At 72.8% G+C, this 17,587-nt stretch carries 13 protein-coding genes, 2 rRNA genes and 2 pseudogenes; 4 read left to right on the top strand and 13 right to left on the bottom strand.

Annotated features, from left to right (window positions below; translation table 11 throughout):
* The first annotated feature begins 577 nt into the window (after nucleotides 1–577).
* Nucleotides 578–2,545 carry a glycoside hydrolase family 15 protein gene (locus ACXJMZ_RS32665; protein WP_457033631.1) on the top strand — a complete coding sequence of 656 codons (1,968 nt, stop codon included), beginning with the start codon at nucleotides 578–580 and terminating at the stop codon, nucleotides 2,543–2,545.
* Nucleotides 2,546–2,646: 101 nt separating this feature from the next.
* Here the strand turns inward: ACXJMZ_RS32665 and ACXJMZ_RS32660 are convergent, their stop codons facing one another.
* The 3 genes from ACXJMZ_RS32660 to yczE form a co-directional block, all read right to left on the bottom strand.
* Nucleotides 2,647–3,807, bottom strand: coding sequence for a glycosyltransferase family 4 protein (locus ACXJMZ_RS32660; protein ID WP_457033630.1), 1,161 nt, complete (start codon nucleotides 3,805–3,807; stop codon nucleotides 2,647–2,649).
* 147 nt (nucleotides 3,808–3,954) lie between these two features.
* Complete coding sequence (recN, locus tag ACXJMZ_RS32655) at nucleotides 3,955–5,688, bottom strand: DNA repair protein RecN (RefSeq protein ID WP_457033644.1); 1,734 nt, start codon at nucleotides 5,686–5,688, stop codon at nucleotides 3,955–3,957.
* Between the two features lie 128 nt (nucleotides 5,689–5,816).
* Nucleotides 5,817–6,446 (bottom strand): membrane protein YczE, encoded by a 630-nt coding sequence (yczE, locus tag ACXJMZ_RS32650; protein ID WP_457033629.1) that lies wholly within the window; start codon nucleotides 6,444–6,446, stop codon nucleotides 5,817–5,819.
* Between the two features lie 120 nt (nucleotides 6,447–6,566).
* Here yczE and yczR point away from each other — a divergent pair, with 120 nt between their 5' ends.
* Nucleotides 6,567–8,048, top strand: coding sequence for a MocR-like transcription factor YczR (yczR, locus tag ACXJMZ_RS32645; protein ID WP_457033628.1), 1,482 nt, complete (start codon nucleotides 6,567–6,569; stop codon nucleotides 8,046–8,048).
* Nucleotides 8,049–8,082: 34 nt separating this feature from the next.
* Here yczR and ACXJMZ_RS32640 read toward each other — a convergent pair whose 3' ends face one another.
* The 4 genes from ACXJMZ_RS32640 to ACXJMZ_RS32625 form a co-directional block, all read right to left on the bottom strand.
* The gene (locus tag ACXJMZ_RS32640) at nucleotides 8,083–8,982 is read right to left on the bottom strand and encodes an NAD kinase (protein WP_457033627.1); all 900 of its coding nucleotides are present in this window, start codon (nucleotides 8,980–8,982) and stop codon (nucleotides 8,083–8,085) included.
* A gap of 86 nt (nucleotides 8,983–9,068) precedes the next feature.
* Complete coding sequence (locus ACXJMZ_RS32635; protein WP_457033643.1) at nucleotides 9,069–9,875, bottom strand: TlyA family RNA methyltransferase; 807 nt, start codon at nucleotides 9,873–9,875, stop codon at nucleotides 9,069–9,071.
* Nucleotides 9,876–9,917: 42 nt separating this feature from the next.
* The gene (locus ACXJMZ_RS32630; protein ID WP_157531440.1) at nucleotides 9,918–10,085 is read right to left on the bottom strand and encodes a hypothetical protein; all 168 of its coding nucleotides are present in this window, start codon (nucleotides 10,083–10,085) and stop codon (nucleotides 9,918–9,920) included.
* Nucleotides 10,078–10,719 (bottom strand): hypothetical protein, encoded by a 642-nt coding sequence (locus ACXJMZ_RS32625; RefSeq protein ID WP_457033626.1) that lies wholly within the window; start codon nucleotides 10,717–10,719, stop codon nucleotides 10,078–10,080. The genes ACXJMZ_RS32630 and ACXJMZ_RS32625 overlap by 8 nt, the downstream gene beginning before the upstream one ends.
* A 134-nt stretch (nucleotides 10,720–10,853) precedes the next feature.
* On the opposite strand from ACXJMZ_RS32625, the gene ACXJMZ_RS32620 reads away from it, so the two are divergent.
* Nucleotides 10,854–11,201 (top strand): sterol-binding protein, encoded by a 348-nt coding sequence (locus tag ACXJMZ_RS32620; RefSeq protein ID WP_057230017.1) that lies wholly within the window; start codon nucleotides 10,854–10,856, stop codon nucleotides 11,199–11,201.
* Between the two features lie 123 nt (nucleotides 11,202–11,324).
* On the opposite strand, the gene ACXJMZ_RS32615 is transcribed toward ACXJMZ_RS32620, so the two are convergent.
* A complete protein-coding gene (locus tag ACXJMZ_RS32615) occupies nucleotides 11,325–12,362 on the bottom strand; it encodes an HAD-IIA family hydrolase (protein ID WP_057230014.1) in 1,038 nt (345 codons plus the stop codon).
* A gap of 45 nt (nucleotides 12,363–12,407) precedes the next feature.
* On the bottom strand, nucleotides 12,408–12,869 hold the full coding sequence (locus tag ACXJMZ_RS32610; protein ID WP_457033625.1) for a tetratricopeptide repeat protein: 462 nt from the start codon (nucleotides 12,867–12,869) through the stop codon (nucleotides 12,408–12,410).
* 109 nt (nucleotides 12,870–12,978) lie between these two features.
* Between ACXJMZ_RS32610 and ACXJMZ_RS32605 the strand changes: the two are divergent.
* Nucleotides 12,979–14,325, top strand: a pseudogene (locus ACXJMZ_RS32605) (DUF1015 family protein); the annotation flags it as partial.
* Nucleotides 14,326–14,715: 390 nt separating this feature from the next.
* On the opposite strand, the pseudogene ACXJMZ_RS32600 reads toward ACXJMZ_RS32605, so the two are convergent.
* The 4 genes and pseudogenes from ACXJMZ_RS32600 to ACXJMZ_RS32585 all read right to left on the bottom strand — a co-directional run.
* Nucleotides 14,716–15,400, bottom strand: a pseudogene (locus ACXJMZ_RS32600) (hypothetical protein); the annotation flags it as partial.
* The gene (locus tag ACXJMZ_RS32595) at nucleotides 15,340–16,791 is read right to left on the bottom strand and encodes a hypothetical protein (protein ID WP_457033624.1); all 1,452 of its coding nucleotides are present in this window, start codon (nucleotides 16,789–16,791) and stop codon (nucleotides 15,340–15,342) included. The gene ACXJMZ_RS32595 and the pseudogene ACXJMZ_RS32600, both read right to left, overlap by 61 nt.
* Nucleotides 16,792–17,181: 390 nt before the next feature.
* Nucleotides 17,182–17,298: ribosomal RNA gene (gene rrf, locus ACXJMZ_RS32590) — 5S ribosomal RNA — on the bottom strand.
* A gap of 107 nt (nucleotides 17,299–17,405) precedes the next feature.
* A 23S ribosomal RNA gene (locus tag ACXJMZ_RS32585) occupies nucleotides 17,406–17,587 on the bottom strand; the annotation flags it as partial.

Below are 17,587 nucleotides of genomic sequence, written 5' to 3'. Positions count from 1 at the left end.
TCCGACGAGGAGTTCGCACTCGGCCGGGAGCCTTTCGGCTGCTCCGGCGGGTCGTCGGGGTCGGCGGCTCGGGGCGAATGCCCACCAGTCCACGGGATACCAGGGTATCAGCGCGAGGCGGTGGACGCGGTCGCGGGCACCTCGGCGCGTCCGCCCGGAGTTCATCCGACGTTCCCCGGTCACCGTCCGGCCTGGCCCGGAAGGATCAGTTCCGCCTGGTTCGTACGGGTCAGTCCGACTGCCCCAGCCGGACCAATGTGACGTCATACGGTGTGACAGGTGACGAACAGGGGTTCTTCGGGGTGCCTCGCCCACTGCCGCCGAAGTATTCTGCACGGACGCATCGCCGACAGACAGAGCACGCGGAGGGCGAGGGGTCAGGACGACGCCTCTCGGTCCCCGATGCGCGACCGGACACGCCGCCTCCCCGCACCAGTTCACCCCGTCCAGGCCAGGGGCTCATCCAGCCCCGCCCAGGTGGCCACCAGCCGCCACCGCCCGGACTCTCCGGCCCCGCAGCATCCGCGCGCCCCGCCATCGGTGGCCGCCGAGCACATCTTGCGAACTGGAGACCCACGTGGCCGGCCGTATCGAGGACTACGCACTCATCGGGGACATGCAGACCGCCGCCCTGGTCAGCAGGGACGGGGCGGTCGACTGGCTGTGCCTGCCCAGATTCGACTCTCCTGCCGTGTTCGCCGGTCTGCTGGGGACCGACGAACACGGGTTCTGGCGGATCGGCCCCGCCGAACCGGTGCCCGGACCGGCCACCCCGGCCACCCCGGCCCCGCCGGCCGCCCGGTCGGCGTTCACCGACAGCGGCGAGATCCCGATCCCGCCGACCGCCGGCGCCCCCGCCGTGCCGGCCGACCGCCGCCGCTACCGGGGCGACTCGCTGATCCTGGAGCAGGAGTGGGACTCCCAGGGCGGCACCGTCCGGGTGATCGACTTCATGCCGCCCCGCCCGCTGGCCGGTCTGGACGCCGTCCCGCAGATGATCCGGATCGTCGAGGGCCTCTCCGGCCGGGTCCGGATGCGCTCCGCGCTGCGGATGCGGTTCAGCTACGGCCGGGTGGTGCCCTGGGTGCACCGGGTCGAGCAGCCCGACGGCGGCCACCGCACCGTCGCGGTGGCCGGGCCCGACTCGGTCTGGCTGGACGGCGTGGCCGAGACCTACGGGCGCGACCTGACCACGTACGCCGACTTCACCGTCGAGGCGGGCGAGCGGATCGCCTTCGCACTCACCTGGCAGGCCAGCCACCTGCCCGCGCCGGCCGCCCCGGACACCGAGGCGATGCTCGCGGGCACGGTCGAGTTCTGGCGCGACTGGGTCGCCCAGTGCACCTACCAGGGCCCCTACCGGGAGCCGGTGGTCCGCTCGCTGATCACCCTCAAGGCGCTCACCTACGCCCCCACCGGCGGGATCGTCGCCGCCCCCACCACCTCGCTGCCCGAGGACATCGGCGGCGAACGCAACTGGGACTACCGCTACACCTGGCTGCGGGACGCCGCGATCACCCTCTCCTCGCTGCTGCGCACCGGCTACCGCGAGGAGGCCAGGGCCTGGCGCGAGTGGCTGCTCCGCGCGGTGGCCGGCGACCCGGAGAACCTGCAGATCATGTACGGCATCGCCGGGGAGCGGGAGTTGACCGAGTCCGAGCTGGACTGGCTGCCCGGGTACGAGGGCTCCCAGCCGGTCCGGGTCGGCAACGGCGCGGCCGGGCAGCTCCAGCTGGACGTCTACGGCGAGGTGGTCGAGGCCCTGCACCTGGCCCACATGACCGGCCTGACCCGCAACGACCACGCCCACCTGCTCCAGCTCAAGCTGATCACCTACCTGGAGCAGCACTGGCGCGAGCCGGACGAGGGCATCTGGGAGGTGCGCGGCCCCCGCCGCCACTTCGTGCACTCCAAGGTGATGGCCTGGGTCGCGGTGGACCGCACCATCAAGCTGATCGAACAGACCCCCGCCGAGGGCCCGTTGGAGCGCTGGAAGGCCCTCCGCGACGAGATCCACCGGGACGTCTGCGAGAAGGGCTACGACGCCGACCGCAACACCTTCACCCAGTACTACGGCGGCCAGGAGCTGGACGCCTCGCTGCTGCTGATCCCCCAGGTCGGCTTCCTGCCGCCGGACGACAAGCGGGTGATCGGCACCATCGAGGCGATCCAGCGCGAACTGTCCACCGAGGACGGCTTCGTGCTCCGCTACCCGACCCACGACGACGAGGGCAACAACGTCGACGGGCTGTCCGGGCACGAGGGCGCGTTCCTGGCCTGCTCGTTCTGGCTGGCCGACGACCTGGCGATGATCGGACGGGTGGCAGAGGCCCGCGAGCTCTTCGAGAAGCTGCTCTCGCTCCGCAACGACGTCGGCCTGCTGGCCGAGGAGTGGGACTCCCGGGCCCAGCGCCAGGTCGGCAACTTCCCGCAGGCCTTCAGCCACGTCCCCCTGATCGACACCGCCCTCCGCCTCACCGCCTGCGCGGGCGCCTACCTCTCCGCCCAGCCCGACGGTCGCGAACGGGAGCAGGCAACCCTCTGAGGCAGACGGTCCGGAAGACAGGGGCTCGGGGCTCTGCTGATGTGCGGCTCCGCCACGTGGGCGACGCCGACCTCGTAAAAGGCGATCCGTCCGTAAATGGCTCAGCTTCGTTGGACGAGTTCGTCGTAGGTGCTGAGGACCTGGGCCACGGTGGCGGCTTCGTCGGGCCAGGTCTCGGCCTGCAGCCGACCCGCCGCCGCCAGCGCGCTACGGCGGCCCGGGTCGGCGAGCAGCGAACGGACGGCCCCGGCCAGTGCGGCGGGGTCGCCGTACGGCACCAGTACGGCAGCCTCGCCGACCAGTTCGGGCACGCCGCCGACTGCGGTGGAGACCACCGGGACCCCGGCCCGCATCGCCTCCTGGACGACCAGCGAGCGGGCCTCCCAGCGGCTGCTGACCACCACCAGGTCGGCCGCCGCGAGCAGGTCGGGCACGTCGGTGCGGTAGCCGAGCAGCTCGACCGGGAGCTTCTCGGCGGCGATCCGCTCGCGCAGCAGGTCCTGCTCGGCGCCCTCCCCGGCGATCACCACCAGCGGGTCGCTGTCGCCGAGGCCGTACCGGACGGCGTCCAGCAGCAGGCCGAACGACTTCTGCTGGACCAGCCGCCCGACCGCGAGCACCACCGGCCGCTCGGCGGAGCCGTGGAGCAGCGCCGCGCGGGCCGCCTCCCGGCCCAGGCCGCCGGCGGGCATCGGCGGGGCGGCGACCGGGCCGAGCCTGGCGTCGGTGGCGCCGAGTTCGCGGGCCCGGGCGACCAGGTCGGAGGAGGCGCCGAGCACCAGGTCGGCGGAGCGGGCCACCCGACGCTCCATCAGGCGTTGCAGGCGGCGGTCGAGTCCGGTGGCCAGCATCGCGTGATGGGACGTCACCACCAGCGGGGTCTCCGGGCGCAGGCCGGGGAAGCGGCCCGCGGTGCGCAGCGCCAGGTCGGCCAGCAGCGCGGCCCGCAGGCCGTGCGCGTGCACGATGTCGGCGCCGGTGAAGGCGCGCCGGAGTTCACCGATCGCGGTGGCGTCGCTGCGGGCCCCGGAGGTGGGGGTGATGTCGACCAGGTGGAACCGGGCGCCGGTCCGGGAGAAACCGAACAGCGTGTCGGTGCCGCCGGGGGCGCAGACGGTCACGGCCACGCCGTGCGCGACCAGGCCCTGGGCCAGTGAACGCACATGGGCGCCGACGCCCCCGCTGGCCGCGGAGAGCACCAGCACCACGTGCAGCTGCCCCGGTTCGGTGCCTTTGCCGGCCCTGGTGGCGAAAGGGTCCACGTCGTCTCGCTCCGACTCGATCATGAACTGGTCAGTCAGTGTCCAGCGGCCACCATGCCAGGTCCGGCGCCCTCTTGGACAGTCGGCACCCCTACGTGTCGGGGGTCCGTCCGGACAGCGCCCCCACCGACCCCTCAACCCGGCCCCTCAGCCGAGCCGGGGCGCGCGGGCGGTCGCCAGCAACTCCTCCGCGTGGGCCCGGCCGAGCTCGGAGTCCTCCAGACCCGCCAGCATCCGGGAGAGTTCGCGTACCCGCTGCTCGTCGGAGAGCACCTTGACGCCGCTGCGGGTCACCGTGCCGTCGTGGGTCTTCTCCACCACCAGGTGCCGGTCGGCGAAGGCCGCCACCTGCGGAAGGTGGGTGACCACCACCACCTGGGCGGTCTCGGCGAGCTTGGCCAGCCGGCGGCCGATCTCGACCGCGGCCTTGCCGCCGACGCCCGCGTCCACCTCGTCGAAGAGGTAGGTCGGCACCGGGTCGGCGCCCGCGAACACCACCTCGACGGCCAGCATCACCCGGGACAGCTCACCGCCCGAGGCGCCCTTGGCGATCGGGCGCGGCGAGGCGCCGGGGTGCGGGGCGAGCAGCACCTCCACCTCGTCGACCCCGTGCGAGCCGAAGGCGACCGTACGGCCGTCCAGCTCGAGCCCGGCCGGGTCGTCGGTGCGGGCCAGGTCGAAGGTGACCCGGGCGTGCGGCATGGCCAGCTCGGTCAGCTCGGCGGAGACCGCCTCGGCGAACCGGCCGGCCGCGGCCTGCCGGGCCGCCGAGACCTCGGCCGCCAGCTCGGTCAGTTCCTGACGCAGCGTCGTCTGCTGCTCCGTCAGCCGCTCGATCCGGTCGTCGTCGCCGTCCAGCTCGGCCAGCCGGGCGGAGCCGTTCTCGGCCCAGGCCAGCACCTCGGCCAGGGTGTTCTCCGGGCCGCCGTACTTGCGCAGCAGCTGGGCCAGCACCGAGCGGCGCTCCTCGACCGCGGCCAGCCGGACCGGGTCGGCGTCCAGGTCGTCGGCGTACCCGGCCAGGTCCTGGGCCACGTCGGTCAGCAGGTAGCCGACCTCGTTCAGCCGGTCGGCCAGACCGGCCAGGCGCTCGTCGTGCTGGCGGACGCCGTCCACCGCGCGGCGGGCCTGGGCCACCAGGGTGCCCGCGTCCACCGCCTCGGGGTCGCTCGGGTGCCCGGCCAGGGCGGCGTGCGCCAGGGTGGCGGCGGAGGAGAGCGCGTCGGCGTGGCCGAGCCGCTCGGCCTCGGCGGCCAGCTCGGTGTCCTCGCCGGCGACCGGTTCGGCGGCGGCGACCTCGTCCAGGCCGAACCGCAGCAGGTCGGCCTCCTGGGCCCGCTCCCTGGCCCGGACGGTCAGCTCGTCCAGGGTGGCGGCCACCTCGCGCAGCGCCCGGTAGGTCTCCCGGTAGCGGGCCAGCGGCCCGGCCACCGCGGCGCCCGCGTACCGGTCCAGCGCGCCGCGCTGGCGGGACGGCCGGAGCAGCCGCTGCTGGTCGGTCTGGCCGTGCACGGCCACCAGGTCCTCGCCCAGCTCGGCCAGCAGGCCGACCGGCACGGACCGGCCGCCGACGTGGGCGCGCGAGCGGCCCTCGGCGGAGACGGTACGGCTGAGCAGCAGCGCGCCGTCGTCCAGTTCGGCGCCGGCCTCCAGGGCCCGCGCCAACACCGCCGAGCCGGGCGGCAGCGAGAGCCGTCCCTCGACCACGGCCCGGTCCGCGCCGCGCCGCACCAGCGCCGGGTCGGCCCGGCCGCCCAGCAGCAGCCCGAGGCTGGTCACCACCATGGTCTTGCCCGCCCCGGTCTCACCGGTGACGGCGGTGAAGCCGGGCGCCAGTTCGACCACCGCGTCGTCGATGACGCCAAGATCCCGTATCCGCATCTCGTCCAACACGGTGACGACCTTACGAGGTTCCGGCCCCGCCGCGCGACGAGCACCGGCCCCGGGCGGGCAAGTTCATCCCTTTCGGGCGCTGCGCGAGGTATGTCGCCCGGAAGTCGGCCGTACTGCTACCGGCCCTCCGGGACGGTGCACCAGCGCAGGAAGAACTGGGCCAGCGGCCCGATCGCCAGCGCGTACGCGACGGTGCCGACGCCCACCGTGCCGCCGAGCAGGACACCGATGGCCAGCACGGTCAGTTCGATACCGGTGCGGATCAGGCGCACCGAGCGGCCGGTCCTGCGCTGTAGTCCGGTCATCAGCCCGTCCCGGGGGCCGGGGCCGAACCGGGCACCGATGTAGAGGCCGGTGGCCAGGCCGTTGAGCAGGATGCCGGTGGCAAGCAGGGCGATCCTGGCGGGCCAGTTCCCGGGCGTGTCCAGCACGCCCATGGTGAGGTCCATCGCCACCCCGAGGATCAGCACGTTGCCGATCGTGCCGATGCCGGGAACCTGCCGGAGCGGGATCCAGAGCAGCAGCACCAGCGCGCCGATGATGGTGACCCAGTTCCCGATGCTCAGGCCGAAGTGGTGCACCATGCCCTGGTTCAGCACGTCCCAGGGGTTGACCCCGAGGCCGGCCCGCACCATCACGCCCAGGCTGGTGCCGTAGAGCCAGAGGCCGAGCAGGAGTTGGGGCAACCGGCGGCCCAGCCGGTCGGTGCTCCAGGTGGTCCGGGGGACGGCGGAGAGGGTGGCCATGGGTGGCTCCTTCGGATGCTGTGGGGCCAGGGGTGTGGCGGCTCGACGGCCGCCCTGCCATCATGGGGAGTCCACCTGGCCACCAGCCAGGGCCAATTCCTCTCGACTGGACTGATTCAGATGGCCGAGTGGCAGAGCACCGTGACCCCGCCCGCGCTGGCCCGCCTGCTGCGCGGCACCCGGTTGCCCGAGAGCGGCGGTCACCGGCCCGCCTACCGGACGCTGGCCGGGCAGGTCAGACTGCTGGTCTCCGAGGGCCGCCTGCCGGTCGGCGCCCGACTGCCCGCCGAACGCGAACTGGCCCAGGCGCTGGAACTCAGCCGCACCACCGTGGCCACCGCGTACGAGGCGCTGCGCACCGAGGGGTACCTGCGCAGCCGCCGCGGCTCCGGCAGCTGGACCACCCTGCCCGAGGGCAGCCGGCCGCCCACCGACGCCCTGCACCCGGTGCCGCCGGACGAGCGCGACCGCACCCTCGACCTCGGCGTGGCCGCACTGCCCGCCCCGCAGCCGTACCTCGGCCTGGCCGCCGCCCGCGCGGTCGAGCAGCTGCCCGCGTACGCCGCCGGGCACGGCAACTTCCCGACCGGCGTCCCGGTGCTGCGGGAGGCGATCGCCCGCCGCTACACCGAGCGCGGACTGCCCACCACCCCCGACCAGATCCTGGTCACCACCGGCGCGATGGCCGCCCTCCAGCTGGTCCGGCGCGCCCTGCTGAGCCGCGGCGACCGGGTCGCCGTCGAGGCGCCCAGCTACGCCCACACCCTGCAGGCGCTGCGCCGCGCCGAGGCCCGGCTGGTCCCGGTCCCGTACGCCGGGCCCGGCTGGGACCTGCCCGAGTGGCAGCGGGTGCTGCGCGGCGCCGCGCCCCGGCTCGCGTACGTGATCCCGGACTTCCACAACCCCACCGGCGCCCTGGTGGACGAGGAGCAGCGGCGGGCCCTGCTGACCGCCGCCCGGTCGGCCGGGACCACCGTGCTGGTCGACGAGACCCCGGCCGAACTGGACTGGGGCCTCGGCGACTTGACCATGCCGCGTCCGATGGCCGCACTCGACCGGAGCGCCCAGGTGGTCACCGTCGGCTCGGCCAGCAAGATCCTCTGGGGTGGCCTGCGGATCGGCTGGGTACGCGCCAACGCCGCCCTGGTACGGCAGTTGGCCACCGACCGGGTCTACACCGACATCGGCAGCCCGGTGCTCGACCAGCTGATCGCCGCCGAGATGCTCACCGAGCAGCTGCCCGCGATCAGGGCCGACCGGCACGAACGGCTACGGACCAGCGCCGAGGGCCTGGCCGCCGCCCTGCGCGAGCAGCTCCCGCACTGGCAAGTGACCCTGCCCCCGGGCGGGTTGGCACTCTGGGTGGGCACCGGCAGCCTGTCCGGCAGCGCCCTCGCCCAGGCCGGCGAACAGACCGGGGTCCGGATCGCCGCCGGATCCAGGTTCGGCGTGGACGGCGCCTTCGAACACCACATCCGGATCCCGCTCACCGTCCCGGGCCCGGCCGCCGCCGAAGCGGTCGCCCGGCTGGCCGCCACCGCCGAACTCGCCGCCACCGGCCGCTGGAACGGCCTCGACACCAACCTGCCGCTCGCGGTCTGACTTAGACCCTGCGTCGGTTGGGGGGCGGCGCCCGTCAGCAGCCGCTGCGCCCGCGCCAACCCGTCACCGGCAGCGCGAACTTGGCCACCAGCCGGTTGGTGAACGGCGCCCGGTGCAGCCTGGCCAGCCGCACCGGCGTCCGGCCCCGGCGGACCTCCACCCGTGCCCCGGCCGGGAGTTCGACCGACCGGCGGCCGTCGCACCAGAGCACCCCGTGCGGGGTCTTCGGCTGCACCTCCACCGCCAGCACCGAGTTCGGCGAGGTCACCAGCGGCCGGGCGAACAGCGCGTGCGCGCTGATCGGCACCATCAGCAGCGCCTCCACCTCCGGCCAGACCACCGGGCCACCACCCGAGAAGGCGTACGCCGTCGAACCGGTCGGCGTGGAGAGCACCACCCCGTCGCAGCCGAAGTTGGAGACCGGCCGGCCGTCCACCTCGGTCACCACCTCCAGCATCCGCTCCCGGGCCGCCTTCTCGACCGACGCCTCGTTCAGCGCCCAGCCCTCGTACACCACATCGCCGTTGGTCCGCACCAGTACGTCGAGGGTCATCCGGTCCTCGATCTCGTAGTCGGCGTCCACCACCCGCTCGACCACCACCGCCAGATCGTCCCGCTCGGCCTCCGCCAGGAAGCCCACCCGGCCCAGGTTGATGCCCAGCATCGGCAGCCCGGACTCCCGGGCCAGCTCCGCCCCGCGCAGCAGCGTGCCGTCCCCGCCCGCGACCAGGATCAGCTCACAGCCGTCCGCGGCACCGTGCCCGCCCTCGACCCGCTCGACCCCGTCCGGCAGATCGAGACCGACCGCCTCGGCCGCCAGCAGCCGGATTCTGATCCCGGCCTTCAACAGACCCTGCACCAACGCCTCGACGCTGCGCAGCGCGGTCTCCCGTCCGGTGTGCGCAATCAGGAAGACCGTGCGTCCCTCGCCCATGCTGCTGCCCTCTCCCTACGCCTGCCGGGTCGCCGTTGCCCCGTGCGGCCACCGCGCTCGCGCTGACCGGACGTCTGCGTCGCACCCTATCGGGGCCCCTCCGCGACCGCCCGGTCCGCCTCGGCCGGGTCGAGCTGCGCAGCGTCCCGGCGCAGCCACAGGAAGTACTCCACATTGCCCGAAGGCCCCGGCAGCGGACTCGCCGTCACCGCCCGCACCCCCAGGCCCGACGCCCAGGCCTGAGCGGCCACCTGACGGACCATCTCGGCCCGCAGCTCGGGGCTGCGCACCACGCCGCCGCTGCCGAGGCGCTCCTTGCCGATCTCGAACTGCGGCTTGACCATCAGCACCAGGTCCGCGTCCTCGGCGCAGCACCGCGCCAGCGCGGGCAGCACCAGGCCGAGCGAGATGAACGACAGGTCACCCACCACCAGGTCGACCGGCTCCCCGCCGATCTGCTCCAGGGTCAGCTCCCGGACGTTCGTCCGGTCCATCACGGTCACCCGGTCGTCGCTCTGCAGCGACCACGCCAGCTGCCCGTACCCGACGTCCACCGCGAGTACGTGCGCGACGCCCGAACGCAGCAGCACATCCGTGAAGCCACCGGTGGACGCACCCGCGTCCAGCGCCCGGCGCCCGTCCACCACCAGCCCCTGCGGCAGGAACGCCGCCAGCGCACCGGCCAGCTTGTGGCCGCCCCGCGAGACGTAGTCCGGGTCGTTCGCATCCGCTGCCACCACCACGGCCGCCGCCGTCTCCACCTGGGTGGCCGGCTTGGTCGCGGTGGTGCCGCCGACGGTCACCCGGCCCGCCGCGATCAGCTCACTCGCGTGTTCACGCGAACGGGCCAGCTTGCGGCGGACCAGCTCCGCGTCGAGTCGGCGTCGTGCCACTGCCACTGGGGTTCCGTCTCCTGTTACTGGTACGACCGGGTCCTACCGGTCAAGGGCGGCAAGCGTGTCCGCGAGCCGCTGGTGTACATCTTCGTACACCGCCACGTGCACTCCGGTCTCCGCCCCGTCCAGCTCGCCCAGCCGGGCCAGCACCGCATCCACCTCGGGGCGGCCGGTGGGGACGAAACCGTCCTCTCCGAGGTCAGTCACCGGCGGGCTTCTTGGGGGCGGCCTTCTTGGCGGTCGTCTTCTTGGTGGCGGTGGTCTTCTTCGCCGTCGGGGTCTTCTTGACCGCCGTGGCCTTCTTCGCAGCCGTGGCCTTCTTCGCCGGTGCGCTCTTCTTCGCCGGTGCCCGCTTCACCGGGGGCGCGACCGGCTCCGGCTCCTCGTCCGCCCAGGCCCACGCCGGCACCTCCTCAGGCTCGGGCTCGGGCTCGGCCTCGGCCTCGGCTTCGGCCGGACGGACCTCCTCCTCCCAGCCGGCCTCGAACAGGCCGCCCGCACGGGCCTCCTGAGCCGGCGTCGGAGCGGTCTCCTCCACCTCACGGAGCCTGCTCTCCAGGAAGCTCAGCACCACGCCGACCTTCACCACCTGGTCGCCGACCTTCTCGAAGACCCGCTCCACCTCGCCACGGGTCACCCCGACCGCCAGATCGAGCCCGGCCCGGCCGGCCGTCACGGCCTCCTCGGCCAGCGTCTGCAAGGTCTTCACGGACGGCGGGAACTGCTCCAGCGCCGCCACGTTCACCCCCGACCGCTCCAGCAGCCCGGCCACCCGCTTGCCGGCCTCCTCGGCGACCTCGGTGGCCACCACGACCACCCCACGCACCGCATCCCGCAGCATCTCGGCCTACCTCCTCCGTGCCGTCTCCGAACCCTCGCACCCGACGCTACCGTCTCCCGCGCCGCCGGGACGGTCCAGGCGCTGCGATAGCGTGGGCAGCCAGCCGCAGCGCCCAGGGACGGAGATCAGCAGCAATGGCCAGCACCGAGGAGTGCCGCAGCGCACTCGAGCAGCTCAGCCGCAACCTCGCCGGCACCAACGGCGAGGTCCGCCAGGCCGCCGCCCTCGACCGCTCGCTGACCTGCCGGATCACCGACCTCGACCTGACCTTCTCCGGCCGCCTCCAGGACGGCCGGATCACCGACGTGGTCGAGACCCCCGGCCCACCTCCCGCCAAGGCCGAGATCCGCCTCACCATGACCAGCGACGACCTGATCGCCATGGTCGGCGGCACCCTCAAGTTCGCCTCCGCCTGGGCCTCCGGCCGCATCAAGCTCGAAGCCGGCTTCCGCGACTTGCTGCGCCTGCGCACCTTGCTCTGAACTTCGGCAGGCGCTCAGCCGTCCACTACCCAGGGGCTCGGGGAACTGCGACGCCGACCCATGCAAGGTGATCCGTACGTAGGTGGTCAGGAGCTTTCGCAGTGACCGAGCCTCCTGCCAAATCTAGAAGCCCAACTCGGCGAGCGCCTTCCGCCCGTCCAGCCCCGGCCCCGCCGTCCAGGCTGCACCACAGAGCGCCCGCAGCCCGTCGTACCGGTCCTCCCCCGCGCCGGACACCCGCAGCACCCCGTCCTCCGCCCAGGCCCGCCACCCCCCGCACTCGAAGCCGCCGTCCACCGCGACCGCCGCCCGATGCACCGTCAGCAGCCCCCGCAGGTCCGCCGCCAGATACGTCGGCCGGTGCTCCACCGGAGCGTCCAGCAGCAGCGCGGGCGTCGTCACCCCGGTGAAGACCAGCAGGCTGTCCACCCCACCGTTCCAGGCACCCTCGATGTCGGTGTCGAGCCGGTCGCCGACCACCAGCGGACGCTGCGCCCCGGTCCGGATCACCGTCTCCCGGTGCATCGGCGGCAGCGGCTTCCCCGCCACCTCCGGCTCCACCCCGGTGGCCGTCCGTACCGCCGCCACCAGCGTCCCGTTCCCGGGCGCGATCCCGCGCGCGGTCGGCACCGTCAGGTCGGTGTTCGAGGCCACCCACGGCAGGCCGGAGGCGACCGCGTACGAGGCCTCGGCGAGCTGCTGCCAGCCCACCGACGGGTCGTACCCCTGCACCACCGCGAGCGGCTCCTCCGCCAGCGAACTGACCGCCACCAGCCCGTGCTCGGCCAGCGCCTCGACCAGCCCGGCACCGCCCACGACCAGTACCTTCGCCCCGGCCGGGACCTTCTCGGCGACCAGCCGGGCCGCCGCCTGGGCGGAGTTGATCACGTCAGCCGGCTCGGCCGGGATGCCCAGCTCGGTCAGGTGCTCGGCCACCACCCGGGGCGGCCGGGAGGCGTTGTTGGTGACGTACGCCAACCGCATCCCGCCGTCCCGGGCCACCGCCAGCGAATCGGCCGCGTGGTCGATCGCGTTCGGACCGGCGTACACCACGCCGTCCAGGTCGAGCAGCGCGGTGTCGTACTCCTCGGTCAGCGGGAGGTCGGATCCCCCGGGAGCGGTCCGTACCCGGCCGGTTGCTCCGGTCGCGGTCTCCGTCATACCCACTGCACCTCATCCTCGGTAGTCGTCAGCTGTCACACACCGTCAGCCGGTGTCCTGCTCTGCCTCGCCCTGATAGCCCGGGGCACCCGGCCGGAGCGGGCCGTACGCGCCGGCCCGGGCAGCCAGGGTCGCCCTGGTCTGCCGCAACGCCGCCCGGTAGTGCTCGGCCCCGGGGCGCATCGCGACCGCCAGCGCGAGATGCTCGGCCGAGGTCTCGAAGTCACCCAGCCGGGCCGCCGCCACGCCCCATCCGAACTGAGCGTAGTCGTCCGACGGATCGGCCAACGCCACCGCCCTGAAGTTCTCCATCGCCTCCCGGAACCGCCCCGCGTCGAACAGCGCCCGGGCCAGCATCTCCCGGATGCTCCGCGACTCCGGCTCCGCCTCGGCCGCCCTGGCCAGCAGCTGCACCGCCGCCGCCGGATGCCCCTGCCCCAACAACTGCGCCCCGCGCCGGAACCAGTCGTAGACCCCGCCCTCGGGGACCCCGTCGCTTCCGCTCATCCCTGCCCCAGCTCCCTCCGCCACCTGCCACCCGGTCCGACACACCCCTCCGAGCGGTCTCGGGCACTTGTGATCACTGAACAGCACATACCCGATTACCATGCCCAGGATGACGACACCCAGTGCAGACAGTGGAGCCCCAGCTCCGGCAGGCGGCCCCGGAGACCCCGGGCACGTCGCCACCGCGGGGCTGTCCCTCTCCCCGTTCCGTGGCCTGCGGTACCGCCCCGACCGGGTGGGAAACCTGGCAGCTGTCACCTCACCGCCGTACGACGTGGTGGATCCGAACCGGCGGCTCGACCTGGAGACCGCCGATCCGTACAACATCGTCCGGCTGATCCTGCCCCGCCCCGAACCGGACGACAGCGGCGACCGCCCCGACCGCGACACCCGGTACCGGCACGCGGCCCGGCTGCTCACCGACTGGCAGCGCGAGGGCGTCCTCGCCCCCGACCCGGAGGCCGCGCTCTACGTCTACGAGCAGCGCACCGACGGCCTGCTGCAGCGCGGACTGATCGGCTCCCTCGCGGTCAGCGGCCGGGAGGCCGGGGTGGTGCTGCCGCACGAGGACGTGATGCCCCGTCCGGTCGCCGACCGGGTCGGCCTGATGCGCACCACCAAGGCCAACCTCGAACCGCTGCTGCTCACCTACCGGGGCCACGGCGGCGCCGCCCAGGTGATCGAACGCACCGTCCTGGGCGAACCGCTGCTCACCACGACCACCATCGACGGCACCCACCATCGGCTCTGGGCCGTCACCGACCCGGCCGAACTCGCCGAGGTGACCCGGGATCTGGCGACCTGTCGGGCGCTGATCGCCGACGGACACCACCGCTGGGAGATGTACCTCCGGCTCCAGCGCGAGCACCGTCATCTGCCCCGCAGCCCCTGGGACCGCGGCATGGTGCTGCTGGTGGACACCGCCCGCTACCCGCTCCGGGTCCGGGCCATCCACCGGGTGCTGTACCGGCTGCCGATCGCCGAGGCCCTGGCCGGGCTGGGCGACCACTGGCAGGTCAAGGAGGTGCCCGGCCCGCTGGAGCACGCCCTCCGGGCCCTCGCCGACGCCAAGCGACAGGGCGGCAACGCCTTCCTGCTGACCGCCGGGGACTCGGTCTTCCGGCTGATCAGCGAGCCGGACGAGGCACTGCTCACCGCCACCGTCCCGGCCGACAAGCCGGAGGAGTGGCGCCACCTGGACGCCACCGTCCTGCACGCCACCCTGCTCGACCACACCTGGCAGATCCCGGACGGCCCCGACGACATCGGCTACCTGCACGCCGCAGCCGCCGCCGAACGCGAGGCCGCCCGGACCGGCGGCACGGCCGTCCTGCTGCACCCGGTGGAGGAGAGCGTGGTGCGCCGGCTGGCCGAACAGGGCGTCACGATGCCCCGGAAGTCCACCTCCTTCGGCCCGAAACCGGCCACCGGACTGGTGCTCCGCAGCCTCGAACTACATGGGAAAGGCCCCGACCGCGTGTGCGGTCGGGGCCTTTCCCATGTGCTGTCCTGCGGTGTCAGCGGCGGTCGCCGGAGTCCCGGACGTCGTCGACCTCGTCGATCTCGAGGTCGTCCTCGTCGTAGTACTCCTCGACGTCCTCCTCGTCCTCGTAGATCACCTTGTCGTCGCCGGTGTCGTCCATGGCGATCCGACGGCGCGGGCGCTCCTCGACGATCTCGTCGTCGGCGTCCCTGTCGTCCCGCTCGTCCTGCTCGTCCTGCTCGCCCCGGTCGTCCTCGTCGTCGGAGGCCTCGTCCGCGAGCTGGTCCAGCTCGTCGTCCTCGTCCTCGACATCGCCCTCGACATCCTCGACGTCCACGATCTCGCGGCCGTTCTCGTCCGCCATCTCGGGGTCGAGCGCGTCGGTGAACTCCAGGCCATCGATCTCGGCGAGCCGCTCGGAGGCGTTGGTCTGCCCGTCGGTGTCCGCCTCGGCCGCCTTGGCGAACCACTCACGGGCCTCGTCGCCACGGTCGGCCGCGATCAGCGCCTCGGCGTAGGCGTACCGCAGTCGCGCGGTCCACGGCTGGATGGTGTTGGAGGCCAGCTCGGGGCTCTGCAGCGTCACCACTGCGGCCTCGTACTGCTCCATGTCGCCACGGGCACCCGCCGCGACCAGCCGCATCTCGACCTGGCCGGCCTTGTCCAGCTGCTTCACCTCGGGCTCACCGGCCATCGCCAGCGCCCGCTCCGGACGGCTCAGACCACGCTCGCAGTCCGCCATCACCGGCCACAGATCCGCCCGACCGGTCATCCGCTTCGCAGCACGGAACTCGGTCAGCGCCTCCGCGTACCGCTGCGTCACGTACGAGGCGAACCCCGCCGCCTCACGGACCGAGGCGACCCGGGAGGCCAGGCGCAGCGCGACGCGGGAGTACTGGTACGCCTCCTCGGGGTCGGTGTCGAGCGTCCGGGCCACCATCACCAGGTTGCGCGCGACATCGTCCGCGAGGGTCTTCGGCAGGCTCTTCAGGTCCTGGCGGACATCGCCGTCCAGCTCGAACCCGGTGACATCCTCCGGAATCGGCAGCCGCCTGACCGGCTCGAAGTTGCCCCGCCGGTCGTCGTAGTCCGACCCCTCGTCACGACGCGGCCGGTCATCGCGGTTGCCGTACGACGGGCGGTCACCGGAGGGGCGGCCGCCACGGTCGTCACGGTTGCCGTACGAGGGACGGTCACCCGAGGGGCGGCCGCCACGGTCATCGCGGTTGCCGTACGAGGGACGGTCACCCGAGGGGCGGCCGCCACGATCGTCACGGTTGCCGTAGGACGGGCGGTCACCCGACGGACGACGGTCACCGTAGGACGGGCGGTCGCCCGAGGGACGACGGTCACCGTACGAGGGACGGGCGCCACGATCGTCACGGTTGCCGTAGGACGGACGGTCACCCGAGGGACGACCACCACGGTCATCACGGTTGCCGTACGACGGGCGGTCACCCGAGGGGCGGTCACCGTAGGACGGACGGCCGCCACGGTCATCACGGTTTCCGTACGAGGGACGGTCACCCGACGGACGACGGTCACCGTAGGACGGGCGGTCGCCCGAGGGACGACGGTCACCGGAGGGACGGTCGCCGTACGAGGGACGGCCACCACCAGAGGGACGGTCACCGTACGAGGGACGGCCACCGCGATCGTCACGGTTGCCGTAGGACGGACGGTCGCCCGACGGACGGTCATCACGACGCGGCCGGTCATCACGGTTGCCGTAAGAGGGACGGTCACCCGACGGGCGACGGTCACCGTACGAGGGACGGTCACCGGAGGGGCGATCGTCACGACGGAACCCACCACCAGAGGGACGGTCACCGTACGAGGGACGGTCACCGGAGGGGCGATCGTCACGACGGAACCCACCACCAGAGGGACGGTCACCGTACGAGGGGCGGCCACCACGGTCATCACGGTTGCCGTACGACGGACGGTCACCCGASGGRCGGCCACCACGGTCATCACGGTTGCCGTACGAGGGACGGTCACCGGACGGGCGACGGTCACCGTAGGACGGACGGTCACCCGAGGGACGACCACCACGGTCGTCACGGTTGCCGTACGACGGACGGTCACCGGAGGGACGGTCGCCGTACGAAGGACGGCCACCACCAGAGGGACGGTCACCAAAGGAAGGGCGGCTACCACGGTCATCGCGGTTGCCGTACGACGGACGGTCACCCGACGGGCGACGGTCACCGTAGGACGGACGGTCACCCGACGGGCGGCCACCACGGTCGTCACGGTTGCCGTACGACGGACGGTCACCGGACGGGCGACGGTCACCGTAGGACGGACGGTCACCCGAGGGACGGCCACCACGGTCATCACGGTTGCCGTACGACGGACGGTCACCCGACGGGCGACCGCCACCGTAGGACGGACGGTCACCCGAGGGACGACCACCACGATCGTCACGGTTGCCATACGACGGACGGTCACCCGACGGGCGACCGCCACGGTCATCACGGTTGCCGTACGACGGACGGTCACCCGACGGCCGGCCACCACGGTCGTTGGAGAAACCCCCACGCGACCGGGGCTCGTAGCCGCGGCCGTCGTCCGATCGGCGGTCGGGACGGTCCTGGGGAGGGTTCGACATCGTGGTGACTCCTTCTGCTTCTTCTGCTCGACCGCGCGGCCAGGGCGACGACATCGCCCGGTGCGGTGTGGTGGGGCCCGCGTGGCCACACACCAGCTCCATTGTCCGGCATCCGGCCACCATCCGCTGTCGGGCGGTGGCCTGTGTGCTCCGGGAAAAACAAAAAAGGCCGTTGGCCCCAGCGATTCGCTGGGGCCAACGGCCTTTGAATACTTGTTCGGCGGCGTCCTACTCTCCCACAGGGTCCCCCCTGCAGTACCATCGGCGCTACGAGGCTTAGCTTCCGGGTTCGGAATGTAACCGGGCGTTTCCCTCGTGCTATGACCACCGAAACCCTATCGGGTATTCAGCGAAACACACACTTTTTAGTTTATTAAGTGGTTTTTCACCGGCGATAGCTGTTCGCTACCCGGGAACCACACAGTGAACGCGAGCGTCTGAGGACAAGCCCTCGGCCTATTAGTACCGGTCAGCTCCACCCCTTACAGGGCTTCCACATCCGGCCTATCAACCCAGTCGTCTACTGGGAGCCTTACCCTCTCAAGGAGGTGGGAATATTCATCTCGAAGCAGGCTTCCCGCTTATGGGAATATTCATCTCGAAGCAGGCTTCCCGCTTAGA

Source organism: Kitasatospora sp. P5_F3 (assembly GCF_054049135.1).
This window is presented reverse-complemented; position numbering and strand designations above follow the sequence as displayed.